Source organism: Pseudomonas sp. FG35 (assembly GCF_057809295.1).
In genome coordinates this window covers 405,100-424,193 of record NZ_JBMDJR010000004.1, presented here as the reverse complement: position 1 = coordinate 424,193, position 19,094 = coordinate 405,100, and the positions used below count along the sequence as shown (strand labels likewise).

The 19,094-nt window shown below is 59.6% G+C and carries 23 protein-coding genes and 1 tRNA gene; 20 read left to right on the top strand and 4 right to left on the bottom strand.

Going from position 1 to position 19,094, the window contains the following annotated elements; translation table 11 throughout:
- Window positions 1-6: 6 nt before the first annotated feature.
- The 3 genes from ACODTD_RS10945 to ACODTD_RS10935 form a co-directional block, all read right to left on the bottom strand.
- Window positions 7-372 carry a hypothetical protein gene (locus ACODTD_RS10945; RefSeq protein ID WP_221615270.1) on the bottom strand — a complete coding sequence of 122 codons (366 nt, stop codon included), beginning with the start codon at window positions 370-372 and terminating at the stop codon, window positions 7-9.
- A 110-nt stretch (window positions 373-482) separates the two neighbouring features.
- A complete protein-coding gene (locus ACODTD_RS10940) occupies window positions 483-812 on the bottom strand; it encodes a hypothetical protein (RefSeq protein WP_007956700.1) in 330 nt (109 codons plus the stop codon).
- A 93-nt stretch (window positions 813-905) separates the two neighbouring features.
- Window positions 906-990 (bottom strand) — tRNA-Leu (locus ACODTD_RS10935).
- 108 nt (window positions 991-1,098) lie between these two features.
- Between ACODTD_RS10935 and queA the strand changes: the two genes are divergently transcribed.
- The 6 genes from queA to ACODTD_RS10905 all read left to right on the top strand — a co-directional run bounded on the left by queA (window position 1,099) and on the right by ACODTD_RS10905 (window position 7,187).
- Window positions 1,099-2,148, top strand: coding sequence for a tRNA preQ1(34) S-adenosylmethionine ribosyltransferase-isomerase QueA (gene queA, locus ACODTD_RS10930; RefSeq protein ID WP_085610925.1), 1,050 nt, complete (start codon window positions 1,099-1,101; stop codon window positions 2,146-2,148).
- Between the two features lie 14 nt (window positions 2,149-2,162).
- Window positions 2,163-3,278 (top strand): tRNA guanosine(34) transglycosylase Tgt, encoded by a 1,116-nt coding sequence (gene tgt / locus ACODTD_RS10925; protein ID WP_161794909.1) that lies wholly within the window; start codon window positions 2,163-2,165, stop codon window positions 3,276-3,278.
- A 43-nt stretch (window positions 3,279-3,321) separates the two neighbouring features.
- The gene (yajC, locus tag ACODTD_RS10920) at window positions 3,322-3,657 is read left to right on the top strand and encodes a preprotein translocase subunit YajC (protein ID WP_007956696.1); all 336 of its coding nucleotides are present in this window, start codon (window positions 3,322-3,324) and stop codon (window positions 3,655-3,657) included.
- Window positions 3,658-3,721: 64 nt separating this feature from the next.
- Entirely contained in the window at window positions 3,722-5,593 is a 1,872-nt protein-coding gene (secD, locus tag ACODTD_RS10915; protein ID WP_011335820.1) for a protein translocase subunit SecD, read from the top strand.
- Between the two features lie 9 nt (window positions 5,594-5,602).
- Complete coding sequence (gene secF, locus ACODTD_RS10910) at window positions 5,603-6,517, top strand: protein translocase subunit SecF (protein ID WP_064383915.1); 915 nt, start codon at window positions 5,603-5,605, stop codon at window positions 6,515-6,517.
- Between the two features lie 121 nt (window positions 6,518-6,638).
- Window positions 6,639-7,187 carry a glycine zipper 2TM domain-containing protein gene (locus ACODTD_RS10905; protein ID WP_011335818.1) on the top strand — a complete coding sequence of 183 codons (549 nt, stop codon included), beginning with the start codon at window positions 6,639-6,641 and terminating at the stop codon, window positions 7,185-7,187.
- 96 nt (window positions 7,188-7,283) lie between these two features.
- On the opposite strand, the gene suhB is transcribed toward ACODTD_RS10905, so the two are convergent.
- The gene (gene suhB, locus ACODTD_RS10900; protein WP_007941397.1) at window positions 7,284-8,102 is read right to left on the bottom strand and encodes a type III secretion system regulator SuhB; all 819 of its coding nucleotides are present in this window, start codon (window positions 8,100-8,102) and stop codon (window positions 7,284-7,286) included.
- 145 nt (window positions 8,103-8,247) lie between these two features.
- Here suhB and trmJ point away from each other — a divergent pair, with 145 nt between their 5' ends.
- The 14 genes from trmJ (at window position 8,248) to ACODTD_RS10830 (ending at window position 19,091) form a co-directional block, all read left to right on the top strand.
- A complete protein-coding gene (gene trmJ, locus ACODTD_RS10895) occupies window positions 8,248-9,018 on the top strand; it encodes a tRNA (cytosine(32)/uridine(32)-2'-O)-methyltransferase TrmJ (RefSeq protein ID WP_007956692.1) in 771 nt (256 codons plus the stop codon).
- A gap of 2 nt (window positions 9,019-9,020) precedes the next feature.
- Window positions 9,021-9,797 (top strand): serine O-acetyltransferase, encoded by a 777-nt coding sequence (gene cysE / locus ACODTD_RS10890; RefSeq protein WP_011335816.1) that lies wholly within the window; start codon window positions 9,021-9,023, stop codon window positions 9,795-9,797.
- A 168-nt stretch (window positions 9,798-9,965) separates the two neighbouring features.
- Window positions 9,966-10,457, top strand: coding sequence for a Fe-S cluster assembly transcriptional regulator IscR (iscR, locus tag ACODTD_RS10885; RefSeq protein WP_007956690.1), 492 nt, complete (start codon window positions 9,966-9,968; stop codon window positions 10,455-10,457).
- 50 nt (window positions 10,458-10,507) lie between these two features.
- Window positions 10,508-11,722: an IscS subfamily cysteine desulfurase gene (locus ACODTD_RS10880; protein ID WP_007956689.1), complete on the top strand. Its 1,215-nt coding sequence runs from the start codon at window positions 10,508-10,510 to the stop codon at window positions 11,720-11,722.
- A gap of 101 nt (window positions 11,723-11,823) precedes the next feature.
- Window positions 11,824-12,210: a Fe-S cluster assembly scaffold IscU gene (gene iscU, locus ACODTD_RS10875; RefSeq protein ID WP_003227907.1), complete on the top strand. Its 387-nt coding sequence runs from the start codon at window positions 11,824-11,826 to the stop codon at window positions 12,208-12,210.
- A gap of 34 nt (window positions 12,211-12,244) precedes the next feature.
- Window positions 12,245-12,568: an iron-sulfur cluster assembly protein IscA gene (gene iscA / locus ACODTD_RS10870; RefSeq protein ID WP_003227904.1), complete on the top strand. Its 324-nt coding sequence runs from the start codon at window positions 12,245-12,247 to the stop codon at window positions 12,566-12,568.
- An 8-nt stretch (window positions 12,569-12,576) separates the two neighbouring features.
- A complete protein-coding gene (gene hscB, locus ACODTD_RS10865) occupies window positions 12,577-13,098 on the top strand; it encodes a co-chaperone HscB (RefSeq protein WP_011335815.1) in 522 nt (173 codons plus the stop codon).
- A gap of 51 nt (window positions 13,099-13,149) precedes the next feature.
- Window positions 13,150-15,015: a Fe-S protein assembly chaperone HscA gene (hscA, locus tag ACODTD_RS10860; RefSeq protein WP_221615272.1), complete on the top strand. Its 1,866-nt coding sequence runs from the start codon at window positions 13,150-13,152 to the stop codon at window positions 15,013-15,015.
- Window positions 15,015-15,356 carry an ISC system 2Fe-2S type ferredoxin gene (gene fdx, locus ACODTD_RS10855; RefSeq protein WP_007956685.1) on the top strand — a complete coding sequence of 114 codons (342 nt, stop codon included), beginning with the start codon at window positions 15,015-15,017 and terminating at the stop codon, window positions 15,354-15,356. The genes hscA and fdx overlap by 1 nt, the downstream gene beginning before the upstream one ends.
- 14 nt (window positions 15,357-15,370) lie before the next feature.
- The gene (gene iscX, locus ACODTD_RS10850) at window positions 15,371-15,571 is read left to right on the top strand and encodes a Fe-S cluster assembly protein IscX (RefSeq protein ID WP_011335813.1); all 201 of its coding nucleotides are present in this window, start codon (window positions 15,371-15,373) and stop codon (window positions 15,569-15,571) included.
- Window positions 15,572-15,659: 88 nt separating this feature from the next.
- Entirely contained in the window at window positions 15,660-16,085 is a 426-nt protein-coding gene (gene ndk / locus ACODTD_RS10845; RefSeq protein ID WP_039765715.1) for a nucleoside-diphosphate kinase, read from the top strand.
- Between the two features lie 28 nt (window positions 16,086-16,113).
- On the top strand, window positions 16,114-17,262 hold the full coding sequence (rlmN, locus tag ACODTD_RS10840) for a dual-specificity RNA methyltransferase RlmN (protein WP_011335811.1): 1,149 nt from the start codon (window positions 16,114-16,116) through the stop codon (window positions 17,260-17,262).
- 12 nt (window positions 17,263-17,274) lie between these two features.
- A complete protein-coding gene (pilW, locus tag ACODTD_RS10835; RefSeq protein ID WP_011335810.1) occupies window positions 17,275-18,033 on the top strand; it encodes a type IV pilus biogenesis/stability protein PilW in 759 nt (252 codons plus the stop codon).
- The gene (locus tag ACODTD_RS10830; protein ID WP_011335809.1) at window positions 18,033-19,091 is read left to right on the top strand and encodes a RodZ domain-containing protein; all 1,059 of its coding nucleotides are present in this window, start codon (window positions 18,033-18,035) and stop codon (window positions 19,089-19,091) included. Before pilW ends, ACODTD_RS10830 begins: the two co-directional genes overlap by 1 nt.
- Window positions 19,092-19,094: the final 3 nt, after the last annotated feature.

Below are 19,094 nucleotides of genomic sequence, written 5' to 3'. Positions count from 1 at the left end.
GTCCACTCAGGTGTGGGGGAAAAAATTCACCGCCAGAAACACCAGGGTCGCCATGCCGGCGGCCAAGCCACACACCGCGCCGAGCAACTGACGTGCAACCGGATGTTCGGGTTGACGGCGATTGGCAATCCACAGCCATACCCCCGCCAGAACGCCCGCGCTGGTGATGAACACCACCAGACTGCGATTCAGGTTGGGTGTCGCCATCGACGTACCAATGACTGCGTCGTAAATCAGCGTGAACACAATGCCGGTAACCACGCCACTTCCGGCGCCGGCAAGGTTGGCCAGCAACAGGTTCCACTCACCCCGTTGCTTCACCACCCAGAGCCAGGTTCCAGCCATCACCAGCAAACACAACACAGCATCCATTTTGGTTTATTCCCGAGTGCGCGATAACAGAGGCGGTTGACAGGCCTCTAGCGAGTGGACGGCAAGATATCAAAATAGAAGCTTTGCGCCACTTTCTTCATCTGCGTAGCTTAAAGAATGTCCTTCAAATAACCCTTGAGCGCGAGGAGCGGCTGATCCAGCTGCTCCAGCGACTGCGCCTGACTGAAGTCGGTCGACAACTTGTGCAGTTCCCGCCCCAACGGTTTCTCGACGCCACCCAACGCATCCATCGCCAGCGCCAGACACTCGTTCATCTTGAACTGGATCGTCTCGACATCACCCCGGCGCACCAGCAGTTCGAATACGTCTTTCTGATAATCGCCCATGACCATGTCATCGCGCAGGATCGGGCTCAGGCCTTCTTCCTCGTACGCGAGTTTGAGGGAGAACAGGGCGACGGTTTCCAGTGACGTTTCCATGTTGTGAACCTGTGTGAGATTTCGCCGGAGGGCCGGCGACACTTTCCGACAGACGAAAAAAAAGGCCTTGCTAAGCAAGACCTTTTCTAATTTTGGTGCCCCGAGGGAGACTCGAACTCCCACTCCTTTCGAAAACGGATTTTGAATCCGCCGCGTCTACCAATTCCGCCATCAGGGCTCAATGGCGGCGAAGTATAGAGAGGTGCCTACCGTTGGTCAATCACGTTTCATGGTCAATTTTCGATATTTCCGCTAGACTTTCCGGCCCTGCTAGACGAACCCCATCATGCGCGTTGCTGACTTTACCTTCGAGCTTCCTGATTCGCTGATTGCCCGCCATCCTTTGGCCGAGCGTCGCGGTAGTCGCCTGTTGACCCTGGATGGGGTCAGCGGCGCCCTGGCACACCGTCAATTCACTGATCTGCTGGAGCATTTGCGCCCCGGCGATCTGATGGTGTTCAACAATACCCGGGTGATTCCGGCGCGCTTGTTCGGGCAGAAGGCGTCCGGCGGCAAGCTGGAAATCCTCATCGAACGCGTGCTCGATACCCACCGCGTGCTGGCCCATGTGCGTTCCAGCAAGTCGCCGAAACCGGGTTCGAAGATCCTGATCGACGGCGGCGGCGAAGCCGAGATGCTGGCGCGTCACGATGCGCTGTTCGAGCTGGGATTTGCCGAAGAAGTGCTGCCGCTGCTTGATCGCGTCGGGCACATGCCGTTGCCTCCTTATATAGATCGCCCGGACGAAGGTTCGGATCGCGAGCGCTATCAGACCGTGTATGCCGAGAAGCTCGGCGCGGTGGCGGCGCCGACCGCCGGGCTGCATTTCGATCAGACGCTGATGGAAGCGATCGCCGCCAAGGGCGTCGAGACTGCGTTCGTCACGCTGCACGTCGGCGCCGGCACGTTTCAGCCAGTGCGCGTCGAGAAGATCGAAGATCACCACATGCACTCCGAGTGGCTGGAAGTCGGTCAGGATGTGGTCGATGCCGTCGCCGCTTGCCGTGAGCGTGGCGGTCGCGTCATCGCTGTCGGCACCACCAGCGTGCGTTCGCTGGAAAGCGCCGCCCGCGATGGCGTACTCAAACCGTTCAGCGGCGACACCGACATCTTTATCTACCCGGGCCGGCCGTTCCATGTGGTCGACGCTCTGGTCACCAATTTCCATTTGCCCGAGTCCACGCTGTTGATGCTGGTTTCGGCGTTCGCCGGTTATCCGGAAACCATGGCCGCCTACAAAGCCGCCGTGGACAACGGATACCGCTTTTTCAGCTACGGTGATGCGATGTTCATCACCCGTAATCCCGCGCCGCGCGGCCCAGAGGAAACAGTATGAGTCGCACCTGTCGTATGTCGTTCGAGCTGCTTGCCACCGATGGCAAGGCCCGTCGTGGTCGTCTGACCTTCCCCCGTGGCACCGTCGAGACCCCGGCGTTCATGCCGGTGGGCACCTACGGCACGGTCAAGGGCATGTTGCCGCGTGACATCGTCGCCACGGGCGCGGAGATCATTCTGGGCAACACCTTCCACCTGTGGCTGCGCCCGGGTACCGAAGTGATCAAGGAGCACGGCGACCTGCACGATTTCATGCAGTGGAAAGGCCCGATCCTGACCGACTCCGGCGGTTTCCAGGTGTTCAGCCTTGGCGCCATGCGCAAGATCAAGGAGGAAGGCGTGACCTTCGCCTCCCCGGTCGACGGCTCGAAAGTGTTCATGGGCCCGGAAGAGTCGATGCAGGTCCAGCGCGACCTGGGCTCGGACATCGTGATGATCTTCGACGAATGCACCCCGTATCCGGCTGACGAAGACGTGGCCCGTGTGTCCATGGAACTGTCGCTGCGCTGGGCCCAGCGTTCGAAGAATGCCCATGGCGACAACACGGCGGCACTGTTCGGCATCGTTCAGGGCGGCATGCACCAGGACCTGCGCATGCGCTCGCTGGAAGGCCTGGACAAGATCGGTTTCGACGGCCTGGCCATCGGCGGTCTGTCGGTGGGCGAGCCCAAGCACGAAATGATCAAGGTGCTGGACTACCTGCCGGGCATGATGCCGGCTGACAAACCTCGTTACCTTATGGGCGTTGGCAAACCGGAAGATCTGGTTGAGGGTGTGCGCCGCGGTGTGGACATGTTCGATTGCGTGATGCCAACCCGTAATGCCCGCAACGGGCATCTGTTTATTGATACAGGCGTGCTGAAGATCCGTAACGCGTTCCATCGCCATGATGATTCGCCACTGGATCCGACCTGCGATTGCTATACCTGCCAGAACTTCTCCCGCGCTTATCTGCATCATCTGGACAAGTGCGGCGAAATGCTCGGCAGCATGCTCAATACCATCCACAATTTGCGCCATTATCAGGTGCTGATGGCTGGTTTGCGCGAGGCTATTCAACAGGGTACATTGGCCGCCTTTGTCGATGCCTTCTACGCCAAACGCGGGCTTCCCGTTCCGCCTTTGGACTGAGTTTTCTGACCCCAAGATTCAACATTTGCAACTGGAGTGCTAAATGAGCTTTTTTATCTCTAATGCCATGGCTGACGCGGCTGCACCGGCTGCAGCGCCTATGGGCGGCGGCTTCGAGTGGATTTTCCTGGTCGGCTTCCTGGTCATCTTCTACCTGATGATCTGGCGTCCACAGGCCAAGCGCGCCAAAGAGCAGAAGAACCTGCTGAGCAGCCTGCAGAAGGGCGACGAAGTGGTCACCACCGGCGGCATCGCCGGCAAGATCACAAAAGTGGCCGATGACTTCGTGGTTCTGGAAGTTTCCGACACCGTGGAAATGAAGTTCCAGAAGGGCGCCATCGCCGCCACGCTGCCAAAAGGCACGCTGAAAGCGATCTAAGGTTCCAACTTCTACTCAATCGACGGGGCGCGCAAGGCGCCCCGCGTTCATAACGGGCGGCGTGATGCTGAACAAATATCCTCTGTGGAAATACATTCTGATCCTGGCGGTGCTGGCGATCGGTCTGATTTATTCCGCTCCGAATCTATACCCCGATGACCCGGCCATTCAGATCAGCGGCGCCAGCACGGCCCTGCAGGTCAATCAGGCCGATCTGGATCGCGTGAGCACCGCGCTCAAGGAATCCGGGATCAACGTCAAGGCTTCGAGCCTGGCAGCGAACGGCAAAGGCGGTCTGATCCGTCTGACCAAGGCTGAAGACCAGCTGCCGGCCAAGGACGTTGTCCGCAAGGCATTGGGTGATGACTACGTCGTCGCGCTGAACCTGGCACAAACCACCCCGCAATGGTTGCGCAACCTGGCCGCGCACCCGATGAAGCTGGGGCTGGACTTGTCCGGTGGTGTGCACTTCCTGCTGGAAGTGGACATGGACAAAGCCCTCGACGCCCGCCTGAAAGTCTACGAAGGCGACGTCAAGAGCCTGCTGCGCAAAGAGAAACTGCGTTATCGCAGCCTGCCGCAACTCAATGGCGCCATTCAGCTGGGCTTCAGCGATGCTGATTCCCGCGAACAGGCCCGTGCGCTGATCCGCAAGAATTTCAACGATTTCGACATTGTTCCGGCCGACCTCAACGGTCAACCGGTGCTGCGTCTGGCGATGACCCCGGCCAAGCTGGCGGAAATCCGTGAATACTCCATCAAGCAGAACCTGACCACGGTCCGTAACCGCGTCAACGAGTTGGGTGTAGCCGAACCGATCGTCCAGCGTCAGGGCGCCAACCGTATCGTGGTTGAGCTGCCGGGCGTGCAGGACACTGCCGAAGCCAAGCGTATCCTCGGCAAGACGGCCAACCTGGAATTCCGTCTGGCTGCAGAGCCGGGCGCTTCGAAAGCCACTTCCGAGACCTTCGAGTTCCGTGAAGGCAAGCGTCCTCCTGCGCAGATCGAGCGTGGCCTGATCATCACCGGTGACCAGGTGACTGACGCCAAGGCCGGTTTCGATTCGCAGCACGGTACGCCTGAAGTGAACATCCGCCTGGATGGTCACGGTGGCGATCTGATGAACCGCGCGACCCGCAGCAACGTCGGTCGCAGCATGGCGGTGATCTTCATCGAACAGCGCCCGGTCACGACTTACGTCAAGCAAGTGGTCGACGGCGTCGAAAAAGACGTGCCGGTGCAGACCTTCAAGGAAGAGAAGAAGATCATCAGCCTGGCGACCATTCAGTCGCCGCTGGGTGCGCAGTTCCGTATCACCGGCCTGAACGGCCAGGGCGAGTCGTCCGAACTGGCGCTGTTGCTGCGTGCCGGTGGTCTGGCTGCTCCGATGTACTTTGCTGAAGAACGCACCATCGGCCCGAGCCTGGGTGCGGACAACATCACCAAGGGTATCGATGCTTCGCTGTGGGGCATGTTGTTCGTCTCGCTGTTCATCATCGCCATCTACCGCTTCTTCGGCCTGATCGCCACCGTTGCACTGGCGGTGAACATGGTGTTGCTGCTGGCGCTGATGTCGCTGCTGGGGGCTACGCTGACCCTGCCGGGTATCGCCGGTATCGTGTTGACCATGGGTATGGCGGTCGACGCCAACGTGCTGATCTTCTCGCGGATTCGTGAAGAGATCGCCGCCGGCATGACCGTGCAACGTGCAATCAACGAAGGCTTCGGCCGGGCATTCACTGCGATTCTCGACGCCAACCTGACCACCTTGCTGGTCGGCGGCATCCTGTTCGCCATGGGCACCGGCCCGGTGAAAGGCTTTGCAGTGACCATGTCCCTCGGGATCTTTACCTCGATGTTCACGGCCATCATGGTGACCCGCGCAATGGTCAACCTGATCTTTGGCGGACGTGACTTCAAGAAGTTGTGGATTTAAGGGGCTGCCATGTTACGTACAATCAACTTCATGGGCGTCCGCAACTTTGCGTTCGGCGTCACCGTATTTCTGACCTTGCTGGCAATCTTCAGTGTGTTCCACAAGGGCATGAACTGGGGGCTGGACTTCACCGGTGGTACGCTCATCGAGCTGACCTACGAGCGTCCGGCTGACGTCACCAAGGTGCGCGAGCAGCTGGTGACCTCGGGTTACCACGAGGCCGTCGTGCAGAACTTCGGTGCAACCACCGACCTGCTGGTGCGTATGCCGGGTGAAGACCCGCAACTGGGTCATCAGGTGGCAGAAGCGCTGCAAAAGGTCGGCGGCGATAACCCCGCTACCGTCAAGCGTGTCGAGTTCGTCGGCCCGCAGGTCGGTGAAGAGCTGCGTGACCAGGGCGGCCTCGGCATGCTGCTGGCGCTCGGCGGCATCCTGATCTATCTGGCTTTCCGCTTTCAGTGGAAGTTCGCGGTCGGCGCCATCGTATCGCTGATCCACGACGTGATCGTGACCATCGGTATCCTGTCGTTTTTCCAGATCACCTTCGACCTGACGGTGTTGGCGGCGGTGCTGGCGATCATCGGCTACTCGCTCAACGACACCATCGTCGTATTCGACCGGGTGCGTGAGAACTTCCGTGTCCTGCGCAAGGCTTCGCTGATCGAGAACATCAATATCTCGACGACTCAGACCTTGCTGCGGACCATGGCGACGTCGATCTCCACCCTGCTGGCGATCGCGGCGCTGCTGTTCTTTGGTGGCGATAACCTGTTCGGCTTCTCCATCGCCCTGTTTATCGGTGTTCTGGCGGGTACCTACTCGTCGATCTACATCGCGAACGTGGTGTTGATCTGGCTGAACCTGAGCACTGAAGATCTTATTCCACCGGCCAACACCGAGAAGGAAGTCGACGACCGTCCATAACGGCCATCGATTTTCCGGCGGTCAGTCAAAAAAGACGCGAGTTGAACTCGCGTCTTTTTTTTTGCTCCAAGGCTGGGAGAAGCGCGGGCGCGTTCCCGCATGTGATGGTCAGGAGGTTCATGTGAACAAGTCGTTGCTGGTTGGTGCGGTATTGGGTGCTGTCGGTGTAACTGCCGGGGGTGCTGTTGCCACCTACAGCCTGGTTAAAAGCGGCCCTGAGTATGCGCAAGTGCTGGCCGTAGAGCCGGTCAAAACACAGATCAAGACTCCACGTGAAGTGTGCAAGGATGTGACGGTGACCCGGCAGGCACCGGTGAAAGATCAACACCAGATCGCCGGCACCGTGGTCGGTGCGTTGGCGGGTGGTCTGCTGGGTAATCAGATCGGCGGCGGCACCGGCAAGAAGATTGCCACGGTGGCCGGTGCGGTCGGTGGTGGTTACGCCGGCAACAAGGTTCAGGAGGGTATGCAGGAGCGTGATACCTACACCACGACTCAGACTCGCTGCAACACGGTGAATGACATCAGCGACAAGGTCGTGGGCTATGACGTCCGGTATTCGCTGGACGGCAAGGAAGGCAAGGTGCGCATGGATCGTGATCCGGGCAACCAGATCCCGGTCGACAAGGAAGGCAAGCTGATCCTGTCGCAGAACCAGCCAGGCCAGTAATTGGCTGACGGCTTATAAAAAAAGCACCCTTCGGGGTGCTTTTTCATGCCCATAAAAAAACACCCCGAAGGGTGTTTTTTTGGTTTCGCGAAACGCTTAGCGCTTCAGCGAGGCCGGCAGGTGCGGCTGGATCGCCGTCAGAACTGCCTTGAAGCATTTGGTGTTGCCGGCAACGACGTGGCCTTTTTCAAGGAAGTCGTGACCGCCGGTGAAGTCGCTCACCAGGCCGCCTGCTTCCTGAATCAGCAGGGCGCCAGCGGCCATGTCCCACTCGGACAGACCCGACTCCCAGAACGCGTCGAAACGGCCGGCGGCTACGTAAGCCAGGTCCAGGCTTGCCGAACCGGCGCGGCGGATGCCGGCAGTCTGGCCAACCAGGGCGCGGAACATGCCCAGGTAGTTGTCGAGGTTGTCCATCTGGTCGTCACGGAACGGGAAACCGGTGCCGAGCAGGGCGCCGTCCAGGCTGGTGCGACCGCTGACACGCAGGCGACGACCGTTCAGTTGAGCGCCGCGACCACGGCTGGCGGTGAATTCTTCCTGACGAACCGGATCCAGAACAACGGCGTGTTCCAGGCGACCACGGTATTTGCAGGCAATGCTGACAGCGAAGTGAGGAATGCCGCGCAGGAAGTTGGTGGTGCCGTCCAGTGGATCGATGATCCACAGGTATTCTTCGCCTTCGATGCCGGTGCCGGCATGCAGGCCGGTCTCCTCCCCCATGATCGAGTGATTCGGGTAAGCCTTGCGCAGGGCGTCGATGATTTTCTGTTCGGCGGCGCGATCGACCTCGGATACGTAATCCTTGGCGTCTTTTTCGTCGACCTTGATGGTATCCAGGCGCTCGATGGAGCGGAAGATCAGTTCACTGGCGCTGCGGGCGGCGCGCAGCGCGATATTCAGCATGGGCTGCATGGATGTGTCACCTAAGGTTGTTAAAGAAAGCCGCGCATTCTATCAGAACTTTTCTTCAGGTGAAGGTCGCTGTTCGCTTTCATAGCTTAACGGTAGGCTGTTCTGTAAGATTTGCACCCCTTTGCCGAGTCCGAGAGCGCCCGCCGTGCTGCAAAATATTCGTGTCGTCCTGGTCAACACCAGCCATCCGGGAAACATCGGCGGGACCGCGCGCGCCATGAAAAACATGGGCCTGTCGCGGCTGGTGCTGGTTGATCCGCGAGTCTTCCCGCATCACGAAGCCGATGCCCGTGCTTCCGGTGCCGGTGACATCCTTGAAAACGCGCAAGTCGTCGCCACTTTGGAAGACGCCTTGGTCGGTTGCAATCTGGTGCTCGGCACCAGTGCCCGTGACCGGCGCATTCCCTGGCCATTGCTGGATCCGCGCGAGTGCGGGACCAAAGTGGTCGAGGAGGCCGGGCAGGGCGCGGAAATCGCGCTGGTGTTCGGTCGTGAGGATTCCGGCCTGACCAATGACGAGCTGCAGCGATGTCACTATCACGTGCACATCCCCTCCGATCCTGAATTCAGCTCGCTGAACCTCGGGGCGGCGGTGCAGGTGTTGAGTTATGAAGTGCGCATGGCGTGGCTGGCTGCACAAGGCCAGCCGACCAAGATCGAGAAGGAAGAAGTGGCCTCCGTGAAAAGCGCAGAGCTTGCGACCATGGATGAGCTGGAGCGGTTCTATGAACACCTGGAGCAGACCCTGGTGGCCATCGAATTCCTCGATCCGGAAAAGCCGCGGCACTTGATGGCGCGCCTGCGCCGGTTGTATGGACGCAGCTCGGTCAGCCGGGCGGAAATGAATATTTTGCGTGGCATCCTCACGGAAACCCAGAAAGCGGCCCGTGGCGAGCTCCTTAAGCGGAAGGATTAATGATGTTCGAGCGTTTGCGTGAAGATATCCAGAGCGTATTCCACCGAGACCCGGCGGCGCGTAACGCTTTTGAAGTCCTGACCTGCTACCCCGGCATGCATGCGATCTGGATTCATCGACTGGCCGGGATGCTCTGGCGCAACGATCTGAAATGGCTGGCGCGGCTGGTGTCGAACTTCGGTCGCTGGCTGACCGGGATCGAGATCCATCCGGGTGCCAAGGTCGGTCGACGCTTCTTCATCGACCACGGCATGGGCATCGTGATTGGCGAAACCGCTGAAATCGGCGATGACGTGACGATCTATCAGGGCGTGACGCTCGGCGGCACCAGCTGGAACAAGGGCAAGCGTCATCCGACCCTCGGTGATGGCGTGGTGGTGGGCGCAGGTGCGAAGGTGCTCGGCCCGTTCACTGTGGGTGCCGGCGCCAAGGTCGGGTCCAATGCTGTCGTCACCAAAGAAGTGCCACCGGGTGCCACCGTGGTCGGGATTCCGGGACGGATCATCGTCAAGTCCGATGATGAGGCCGACGCCAAGCGCAAGGCGATGGCCGAGAAGATCGGCTTCGATGCCTACGGCGTCAGTGAAGACATGCCCGATCCGGTGGCGCGTGCCATCGGCCAGTTGCTTGATCACCTGCAAGCGGTGGATGGGCGTCTGGAAGGAATGTGCGGCGCGCTGAAGGATCTGGGCAGCAATTACTGTGCGAAAGATCTGCCCGAGCTGCGTGAAGAAGACTTCGCCTGCGTCAAGGGCAAGGGCGAATCCAAGCTCCACTGACGCACTTGCAGGGCTGCTGCCGACCGGTGTGCCATTAGGCCGCAGACCCTGCTATCATTCGCGCGCTCTTTTGCGGGTAAACCCGACTAAAGCACTAGGTCTTATAGTTGACTTAAATGCTCGGGAATTGCATACTCCCGCCCATTCCGAACTCCGTGGTAATTGTCCATGCGACTGACTACAAAAGGCCGATACGCCGTGACCGCCATGCTTGACCTGGCGTTGCACGCGCAACACGGGCCGGTGTCCCTGGCCGATATCTCCGAGCGCCAAGGCATCTCCCTGTCCTATCTCGAACAGCTTTTCGCCAAGCTGCGCCGCAGTAACCTGGTTTCCAGTGTTCGCGGTCCGGGCGGTGGCTACCAGTTGTCCCGCGACATGCAGGGCATCCAGGTGGCTCAGGTGATCGATGCGGTGAACGAATCGGTCGATGCAACAAAATGCCAGGGCCAGGGCGACTGCCACTCCGGTGACACCTGCCTGACCCATCACCTGTGGTGCGACCTGAGCCTGCAGATTCACGAATTTCTCAGCGGTATCAGCTTGGCCGACCTCGTAACTCGCCGTGAGGTGCAGGAAGTGGCCCAGCGTCAGGATCAGCGTCGTTGCAATGGCAAGGCGCCGCGCCTGGACAAGATTGAAGCGTCCGCCGTCGAATGACAGCCAGAGAGCTAGCGGCACGCCAGCCAGCCTGATTTAGGAGATAGTCCATGAAATTGCCGATTTACCTTGATTACTCTGCGACCACCCCGGTCGATCCGCGCGTTGCGCAAAAAATGAGTGAATGCCTGCTGGTCGACGGAAACTTCGGTAACCCGGCGTCCCGTTCCCACGTGTTCGGCTGGAAAGCCGAAGAGTCCGTCGAAAACGCCCGTCGTCAGGTGGCCGATCTGGTCAACGCCGACCCGCGTGAAATCGTCTGGACCTCCGGTGCCACCGAGTCCGACAACCTGGCAATCAAGGGTGCGGCACATTTCTATGCCTCCAAGGGCAAGCACCTGATCACCTCCAAGATCGAACACAAGGCTGTTCTCGACACCATGCGCCAGCTGGAGCGTGAAGGTTTCGAAGTCACCTACCTCGACCCGACCGAAGATGGCCTGATCACCCCGGCCATGATCGAAGCCGCGCTGCGCGAAGACACCATCCTGGTGTCGGTAATGCACGTGAACAACGAAATCGGCACCGTCAACGACATCGCCGCCATCGGCGAGTTGCTTCGTTCCAAAGGCATCCTGTTCCACGTTGACGCCGCTCAGTCCACTGGCAAGGTCGAAATCGACCTGCAGAAACTGAAAGTCGACATGATGTCGTTCTCCGCCCACAAAACCTACGGCCCTAAAGGTATCGGCGCGCTGTACGTTAGCCGCAAGCCGCGTGTGCGCATCGAAGCGACCATGCACGGTGGCGGTCACGAGCGTGGCATGCGTTCTGGCACCCTGGCGACTCACCAGATCGTCGGCATGGGCGAAGCGTTCCGTGTGGCCAAGGAAGACATGGCTGCCGAAAACGTCCGTATCAAGGCATTGAGCGACCGCTTCTACAAGCAGGTCGAGCACCTGGAAGAGCTGTACGTCAACGGCAGCCTGACCGCCCGCGTTCCGCACAACCTGAACCTGAGCTTCAACTACGTTGAAGGCGAGTCGCTGATCATGGCGCTCAAGGATCTGGCGGTTTCGTCCGGTTCGGCCTGCACCTCGGCGTCGCTTGAGCCTTCGTACGTACTGCGCGCCCTGGGCCGCAACGACGAACTGGCACACAGCTCGATCCGTTTCACCTTCGGCCGTTTCACCACCGAAGAAGAAATCGACTACGCCGCGCAGAAAGTCTGCGAGGCCGTTACCAAGCTGCGCGCTCTGTCGCCGCTGTGGGACATGTACAAAGACGGCGTCGATATCTCGAAGATCGAGTGGGCGGCACACTAAATATAGAAGCCGCCGGATACAGATCCTGTAGCGACGCGGCGGTTTACGCAGCGCAGTTGCAGGGTCTCAAGAGCGGCCCTGATGAGTGAGGATTGAGAATCATGGCTTACAGCGAAAAGGTCATCGACCACTACGAAAACCCGCGCAACGTCGGCAAGATGAACGCGGAAGATCCTGATGTCGGCACCGGCATGGTCGGCGCTCCGGCGTGCGGCGACGTGATGCGTCTGCAAATCAAGGTCAACGATCAGGGCGTTATCGAAGACGCCAAGTTCAAGACCTACGGCTGCGGTTCGGCTATCGCCTCCAGCTCCCTCGCTACCGAGTGGATGAAGGGCAAGACTCTGGACGAAGCTGAAACCATCAAGAACACTCAGCTGGCCGAAGAACTGGCTCTGCCGCCAGTGAAAATCCACTGCTCGGTTCTCGCTGAAGACGCTATCAAAGCGGCCGTTCGCGATTACAAGCAGAAGAAAGGCTTGATCTGACTTTCAAGATTTGGCGACGAGTAAGGAGTCAACGATGGCTATCAGCATGACAGAAGCGGCTGCTCGACACGTGCGGCGCTCCCTCGACGGGCGCGGCAAGGGTGAAGGGATTCGTCTGGGTGTTCGCACCACAGGCTGTTCCGGCCTTGCCTACGTGCTGGAGTTTGTCGACGAGGTGGTTGCAGAAGATCAGGTGTTCGAAAGTCACGGCGAGAAAGTGATCATCGACCCGAAAAGCCTGGCCTACCTCGACGGCACCGAGCTCGACTTCGTCAAGGAAGGATTGAACGAAGGCTTCAAGTTCAACAATCCCAACGTACGCGGTGAATGTGGCTGCGGCGAAAGCTTCAACATCTGAGGCTTGTCGTGGGTATTCCTTGTCATTTCGCTTTATTCGAGCTGCAACCGGGCTTTCGTCTGGATCTCGAGCAGTTGGCCACGCGCTATCGTGAGCTGGCGCGCGGTGTTCATCCTGACCGCTTTGCCGATGCTTCCGAGCGCGAGCAGCGGTCAGCGCTGGAGCAGTCTGCGCGGCTCAACGATGCCTACCAGACACTCAAGAGTCCGGCCCAGCGTGCACGCTACCTGCTGACCATCAGCGGGCATGAAGTGCCGATGGAAGTCACTGTCCACGATCCCGAGTTTCTTCTGCAGCAGATGCAATGGCGCGAAGAGCTCGAAGATCTGCAGGACAGTGCCGACCTGGCCGGTGTCGCGGCTTTCAAGCGTCGCCTGAAAACCGCCCAGGAAGAGCTCAACGAAAGCTTCGCAGCCTGTTGGGATGATGCAGCGCAACGCGAACAGGCCGAACGCCTGATGCGGCGCATGCAGTTCCTCGACAAGCTCACCTACGAAGTGCGCCAGTTAGAAGAGCGCCTCGACGATTAACCCAGTGCCGCTCCGGTCGCACGCCTGATATACAGATAAGTCCTGATCACGATGGCCCTACTGCAGATCGCCGAACCCGGCCAAAGTCCTCAACCGCACCAGCGTCGTCTGGCTGTGGGGATCGACTTGGGTACTACCAATTCGCTGGTCGCTGCGTTGCGCAGTGGTCTTTCCGAGCCGCTGGCCGATGCCGAAGGGCGGGTCATCCTGCCTTCCGCCGTGCGTTACCACGCCGATCGCATCGAAGTCGGCGAGTCAGCCAAACTGGCTGCATCCTCCGATCCCCTGAATACCGTGCTGTCGGTCAAGCGCCTGATGGGTCGTGGTCTGTCCGACGTCAAGCAATTGGGCGATCAGCTGCCGTACCGCTTTGTCGGCGGCGAATCGCACATGCCGTTCATCGACACCGTGCAGGGCCCGAAAAGCCCGGTCGAAGTGTCCGCCGATATCCTGAAAGTATTGCGTCAGCGCGCTGAAGCCACCCTTGGCGGTGAGTTGGTGGGCGCGGTGATCACCGTTCCGGCGTACTTCGACGATGCTCAGCGCCAAGCTACGAAGGACGCGGCGAAACTTGCCGGTCTGAACGTGTTGCGTCTGCTCAACGAGCCGACCGCTGCGGCGGTGGCATACGGTCTGGATCAGCATGCCGAAGGCCTGGTCGCGATTTATGACCTGGGCGGCGGCACCTTCGATATTTCGATTCTGCGCCTGACTGGCGGTGTCTTCGAAGTCCTGGCCACTGGCGGCGATAGCGCGCTGGGCGGCGATGATTTCGATCACGCGATTGCCGGCTGGATCATCGAGAGCGCCGGTTTGTCCGCCGACCTCGATCCGGGCGCACAGCGCAGCCTGCTGCAAGCTGCCTGCGCAGCCAAAGAAGCCCTGACGGATTCTGACAGTGTTGAAGTTGCTTACGGCGACTGGAAGGCTCAGCTGACTCGCGAAGCCTTCGATGCGCTGATCGAGCCAATGGTCGCCCGCAGCCTGAAAGCCTGTCGCCGCGCCGTTCGTGATTCCGGCGTCGAGCTGGAAGATGTGCACGCCGTGGTCATGGTCGGTGGTTCGACCCGGGTTCCACGTGTTCGCGAAGCCGTCGCCGAAGCCTTCGGTCGTCAGCCGCTGACCGAAATCGACCCGGATCAAGTGGTGGCCATTGGTGCTGCGATCCAGGCCGATACGCTGGCCGGCAACAAGCGCGATGGCGGCGAACTGCTGCTGCTCGACGTGATTCCGCTGTCCCTGGGGCTGGAAACCATGGGCGGCCTGATGGAGAAGGTGATTCCGCGCAACACCACCATCCCCGTCGCTCGCGCCCAGGACTTCACCACTTATAAAGACGGCCAGTCGGCCATGGCGATCCACGTGTTGCAAGGCGAGCGTGAGCTGATCAGCGATTGCCGCTCTCTGGCTCGCTTCGAGTTGCGCGGCATCCCGGCGATGGTGGCCGGTGCGGCGAAAATTCGCGTGACCTTCCAGGTCGATGCCGACGGTCTGCTCAGCGTCTCTGCCCGTGAATTGGGTTCGGGCGTTGAAGCGAGCATTCAGGTCAAGCCATCCTATGGCCTGACCGATGGCGAAATCGCCAAGATGCTGAAAGATTCGTTCCAGCACGCCAACGATGACAAAGTCGCCCGCGTTCTTCGCGAGCAACAAGTCGATGCCCAGCGCCTGATCGAAGCGGTGCAGGGCGCTCTTGAGGCGGATGGCGAGCGCTTGCTAGATGCCGAAGAGCGCATGGTCATCGATCTGCAGGTGCAGGAACTGACCGAACTGATGAAAGGCACTGATGGTTATGCCATCGAGCAGCAGACCAAGCGTCTGTCGCAAGTGACCGATGCTTTTGCAGCCCGTCGTATGGATCAGACGGTGAAAGCCGCTCTGTCGGGGCGCAATCTGAATGAAATCGAGGATATCTGATGCCGCAGGTCATTTTTCTGCCCCACGAGAAGTTCTGCCCTGAAGGCATGGTCGTCGACGCTGCGCCTGGCACGTCGATCCTCGAACTGGCTCACGAGCACCACATCGAGATGGAAAGCGCCTGCGGCGGCGTCTGCGCCTGCACCACTTGTCACTGCATCATTCGCGAGGGTTTTGACTCGCTGGAAGAGGCCGACGAGTTGGAGGAAGATTTCCTCGATCGTGCCTGGGGTCTGGAAGCCCAGTCGCGCTTGGCTTGCCAGGCGATCGTCGGTGAAGAAGACATCACCGTCGAGATTCCGAAATATTCGCTTAACCATGCGGCCGAAGCGCCGCACTGACTGGTAAGACTGTCATGAGCTACGGTTGGAATGATGTTCAACGTATTGCAGAAGAGCTGGCTGAGGCCAAGCCGGGTGTAGATCCGTATTCTGTCAATTTCGTCGAGTTGCAGCAGTGGATCCAAGAGCTGCCGGACTTCGACAATACCTCTGGTCGTGTCGGCGAGAAGGTATTGGAGGCGGTTCAGACTCTCTGGGCCGATGAATTGGACTGATCGTCCTCGCAGGTTAGGCAATACCCAAGAACCCGCGTATAATTCGCGGGTTTAATTTTTCGCAAATTACCGTTTCTGGAGTTACACCATGGCTGTTCAACGTACTTTCTCCATCATCAAGCCTGACGCCGTTGCTAAAAACGTGATCGGCAAGATCACCACTCGCTTCGAAGACGCTGGCCTGCGCGTTGTAGCTTCGAAACTGAAGCAACTGTCGAAAGCCGAAGCCGAAGGCTTCTACGCTGAGCACAGCGCTCGTGGTTTCTTCGGCGACTTGGTTGCCTTCATGACTTCGGGTCCTGTTGTCGTTCAGGTTCTGGAAGGCGAAAACGCCATCGCTCGCAACCGTGAGCTGATGGGCGCTACCAACCCTAAAGAAGCTGCTCCAGGCACCATCCGTGCTGACTTCGCTGAATCGATCGACGCCAACGCCGTTCACGGTTCGGACTCCGAAGCCGCTGCTGCTCGCGAAATCGCTTACTTCTTCGCAGCTACTGAAGTAACCACTCGCTAAGCATTGGCTTAAGAGTGAAGGTGAATCCATGACGACATCGACTGTTAAAAACAACCTGCTGGGTCTGACCCAGCCGGAAATGGAAAAATTCTTCGACTCAATCGGGGAGAAGCGTTTCCGTGCCGGTCAGGTAATGAAATGGATTCACCACTTTGGCGTCGATGATTTCGACGCCATGACGAACGTCAGCAAGGCCTTGCGCGAAAAGCTCAAGGCTGTTGCTGAGGTCCGTGGTCCCGAAGTGGTCAGCGAGGACATTTCCAGCGACGGCACCCGCAAATGGGTGGTGCGCGTGGCGTCCGGCAGCTGCGTCGAGACCGTTTACATTCCCCAGGGCAAACGCGGCACTCTGTGCGTTTCGTCCCAGGCAGGCTGTGCCCTGGACTGCAGTTTCTGCTCCACCGGCAAGCAAGGCTTCAACAGCAACCTCACCGCCGCCGAAGTCATCGGCCAGGTGTGGATTGCCAACAAATCCTTCGGCAGTGTTCCGGCTACCATCGACCGCGCCATCACCAACGTGGTGATGATGGGCATGGGCGAACCGCTGCTGAACTTCGACAACGTCGTGGCCGCCATGCATCTGATGATGGATGACCTGGGCTACGGGATCTCCAAGCGCCGCGTGACCCTGTCCACTTCGGGTGTGGTGCCGATGATCGATGAGCTGGCCAAGCACATCGACGTATCCCTGGCGTTGTCCCTGCACGCACCGAATGACGCATTGCGTAACCAATTGGTGCCGATCAACAAGAAATATCCGCTTAAGATGCTGCTCGAGTCGTGCCAGCGCTACATGTCCGCCCTTGGCGAGAAACGTGTGCTGACCATCGAGTACACCTTGCTCAAGGACGTCAACGACAAGCTTGAGCACGCGGTGGAAATGATCGAGCTGCTCAAGGATATTCCGTGCAAGATCAACCTGATTCCGTTCAACCCGTTCCCGCATTCCGGGTACGAGCGGCCGAGCAACAACGCCATCCGCCGGTTCCAGGATCAGCTTCACCAGGCCGGTTTCAACGTCACCGTGCGCACCACCCGTGGTGAAGACATCGACGCGGCTTGTGGTCAATTGGTAGGGCAGGTGCTGGATCGCACCCGTCGCAGCGAACGTTACATCGCCGTCCGCGAATTGAGCGCCGACAGCGATCTGGCACAGAACGCCGCGAACACTAACTAAGAGAGGATCTCTATGTCCCTGCGCTTTGCGCTGCTGTTGCTGTTGGCCAGCCTGTGTGCTGGTTGTGTCCTGTCGGGCGACTACAACCCGATGAAGACCAGCAAGGGCCGTGACGAAGCGCGAGCTGCCTACGTGCAGCTGGGATTGGGATACTTGCAGCAGGGCATGACCGAACGGGCCAAGGTTCCACTGAAGAAAGCCTTGGAGCTGGACGGGTCGGATCCCGACGCCAACGCCGCGCTGGGGCTGGTGTTCCAGGCCGAAATGGAACCTGGGCTTGCTGACGAACACTTCCGCAAAGCCTTGTCCTCCCGTCCCGCCGATGCGCGCATCCTCAACAACTACGGCAGTTTTCTCTACGAAGAACAGCGTTACAAGGAAGCCTACGAGCGTTTTGAACAGGCGGCCGCCGATACCCTGTATCCTGAGCGTTCGCGGGTGTTCGAGAACCTCGGCATGACGGCGGCAAAGCTCGGTCAGCGTGATCTGGCGCAGCAGCAGCTGGAAAAGGCGCTGCGTTTGAACCGCCAGCAGCCACGGGCATTGCTGGAAATGGCTGAGTTGTCATTCGAAGACAGGCATTATGTGCCCGCGCGTGACTATTACGACCGTTTCAGCCAGCTCTCCGAGCAAAATGCACGTAGTCTGTTGCTCGCCGTTCGGTTGGCAAAAGTATTTGAAGATCGCGACAAGGCCGCCAGTGCGGGCCTGCAATTAAAACGACTCTATCCCGGTACGCCGGAATATCAGCAATACCTGTCGGAGCAATGATGAAAGCGGCGCATCCCGAAGTTGTAGCAGCGAATCGCGTTAACCCCGGTGAGACCCTGCGCCAGGCCCGCGAAAGCAATGGCTGGTCGCTGGCCGAAGTGGCCCTCAAGCTCAACCTCACCGTGACTTCCCTGAGCAATCTTGAAGCCGGCGCATTCGACAAGTTGCCCGGGCATACCTTCGCTCGCGGCTACATTCGCGCCTACGCCAAATTGCTCGGCATGGATCAGACCGTTCTGGTCCAGCAATTCGACCAGTCTACCGGCACCGATTCCCAAGGCAGCAACGTCCACGCTCTGGGCCGTATCGAAGAGCCGGTACGGGTTTCCCACACCATTTTGCGTATCGTCAGCCTGTTGCTGCTGATCGCAGTCATCGGCGGTGGTTTCGTCTGGTGGCAGGATCAGACTTCGCAGCGCACCAAGGACCTGATTGGCCTGGCCCCGGAGCACGTCGAAGTCGAAGGCGCCGATGGCACCACCCAGATTCATCCGCTCGACGAGCCGGAAGATCAGGCAGTCGCGGAAGGCGAAGCCGAGGGCTCGACCGCTCTGGCACTGCCTCAATCGGAATCCACGGCTGAATCGACCGGCGCCGAGACCGATGCCGCGGCTCCAGCGACTGCACCGGTTGCTCCGGCACCTGCTGCGCCAGCCGCTACTCCGACTGCACCGGCTCATACGCCAGCGCCTGTGGTTGCTGCTCCTGCAAATCCGGCACCTGCCGCTCCGGCCACGCCTGCACCGACCGTTACTGCCCCGGCAGCTCCGGCCGTCGCGGCACCCGCGCCGACAGCGCCCGTTGCTCCGGCTGCTGGTCAAGGCCAGGTTCAGGTGCAGTTCATCGCCGATTGCTGGACTCAAGTGACCGATGGCAGCGGCAAAGTGCTGTACAGCGGCCTCAAGCGTAAGGGCGACAGCTTGTCTGTCGTCGGCAAGCCTCCGTTTGCCGTGCGTCTGGGCGTTGCCCGTGGCGCGCAGGTCAGCTACAACGGCCAGCCGGTCGATGTCGCTCCGTTCACCAGTGGCGAGACTGCTCGCCTGAAGTTGGGTCAATAAGTC

What these genes read in the sequence shown, in the direction of transcription:
- ACODTD_RS10945 (WP_221615270.1), bottom strand. Translation starts at nt 372, where the DNA reads ATGGATGCTGTGTTGTGTTTGCTGGTGATGGCTGGAACCTGGCTCTGG.
- ACODTD_RS10940 (WP_007956700.1), bottom strand. Translation starts at nt 812, where the DNA reads ATGGAAACGTCACTGGAAACCGTCGCCCTGTTCTCCCTCAAACTCGCG.
- queA (WP_085610925.1), top strand. Translation starts at nt 1,099, where the DNA reads ATGCGCGTTGCTGACTTTACCTTCGAGCTTCCTGATTCGCTGATTGCC.
- tgt (WP_161794909.1), top strand. Translation starts at nt 2,163, where the DNA reads ATGTCGTTCGAGCTGCTTGCCACCGATGGCAAGGCCCGTCGTGGTCGT.
- yajC (WP_007956696.1), top strand. Translation starts at nt 3,322, where the DNA reads ATGAGCTTTTTTATCTCTAATGCCATGGCTGACGCGGCTGCACCGGCT.
- secD (WP_011335820.1), top strand. Translation starts at nt 3,722, where the DNA reads ATGCTGAACAAATATCCTCTGTGGAAATACATTCTGATCCTGGCGGTG.
- secF (WP_064383915.1), top strand. Translation starts at nt 5,603, where the DNA reads ATGTTACGTACAATCAACTTCATGGGCGTCCGCAACTTTGCGTTCGGC.
- suhB (WP_007941397.1), bottom strand. Translation starts at nt 8,102, where the DNA reads ATGCAGCCCATGCTGAATATCGCGCTGCGCGCCGCCCGCAGCGCCAGT.
- cysE (WP_011335816.1), top strand. Translation starts at nt 9,021, where the DNA reads ATGTTCGAGCGTTTGCGTGAAGATATCCAGAGCGTATTCCACCGAGAC.
- iscR (WP_007956690.1), top strand. Translation starts at nt 9,966, where the DNA reads ATGCGACTGACTACAAAAGGCCGATACGCCGTGACCGCCATGCTTGAC.
- ACODTD_RS10880 (WP_007956689.1), top strand. Translation starts at nt 10,508, where the DNA reads ATGAAATTGCCGATTTACCTTGATTACTCTGCGACCACCCCGGTCGAT.
- iscU (WP_003227907.1), top strand. Translation starts at nt 11,824, where the DNA reads ATGGCTTACAGCGAAAAGGTCATCGACCACTACGAAAACCCGCGCAAC.
- iscA (WP_003227904.1), top strand. Translation starts at nt 12,245, where the DNA reads ATGGCTATCAGCATGACAGAAGCGGCTGCTCGACACGTGCGGCGCTCC.
- hscA (WP_221615272.1), top strand. Translation starts at nt 13,150, where the DNA reads ATGGCCCTACTGCAGATCGCCGAACCCGGCCAAAGTCCTCAACCGCAC.
- fdx (WP_007956685.1), top strand. Translation starts at nt 15,015, where the DNA reads ATGCCGCAGGTCATTTTTCTGCCCCACGAGAAGTTCTGCCCTGAAGGC.
- iscX (WP_011335813.1), top strand. Translation starts at nt 15,371, where the DNA reads ATGAGCTACGGTTGGAATGATGTTCAACGTATTGCAGAAGAGCTGGCT.
- ndk (WP_039765715.1), top strand. Translation starts at nt 15,660, where the DNA reads ATGGCTGTTCAACGTACTTTCTCCATCATCAAGCCTGACGCCGTTGCT.
- rlmN (WP_011335811.1), top strand. Translation starts at nt 16,114, where the DNA reads ATGACGACATCGACTGTTAAAAACAACCTGCTGGGTCTGACCCAGCCG.
- pilW (WP_011335810.1), top strand. Translation starts at nt 17,275, where the DNA reads ATGTCCCTGCGCTTTGCGCTGCTGTTGCTGTTGGCCAGCCTGTGTGCT.
- ACODTD_RS10830 (WP_011335809.1), top strand. Translation starts at nt 18,033, where the DNA reads ATGAAAGCGGCGCATCCCGAAGTTGTAGCAGCGAATCGCGTTAACCCC.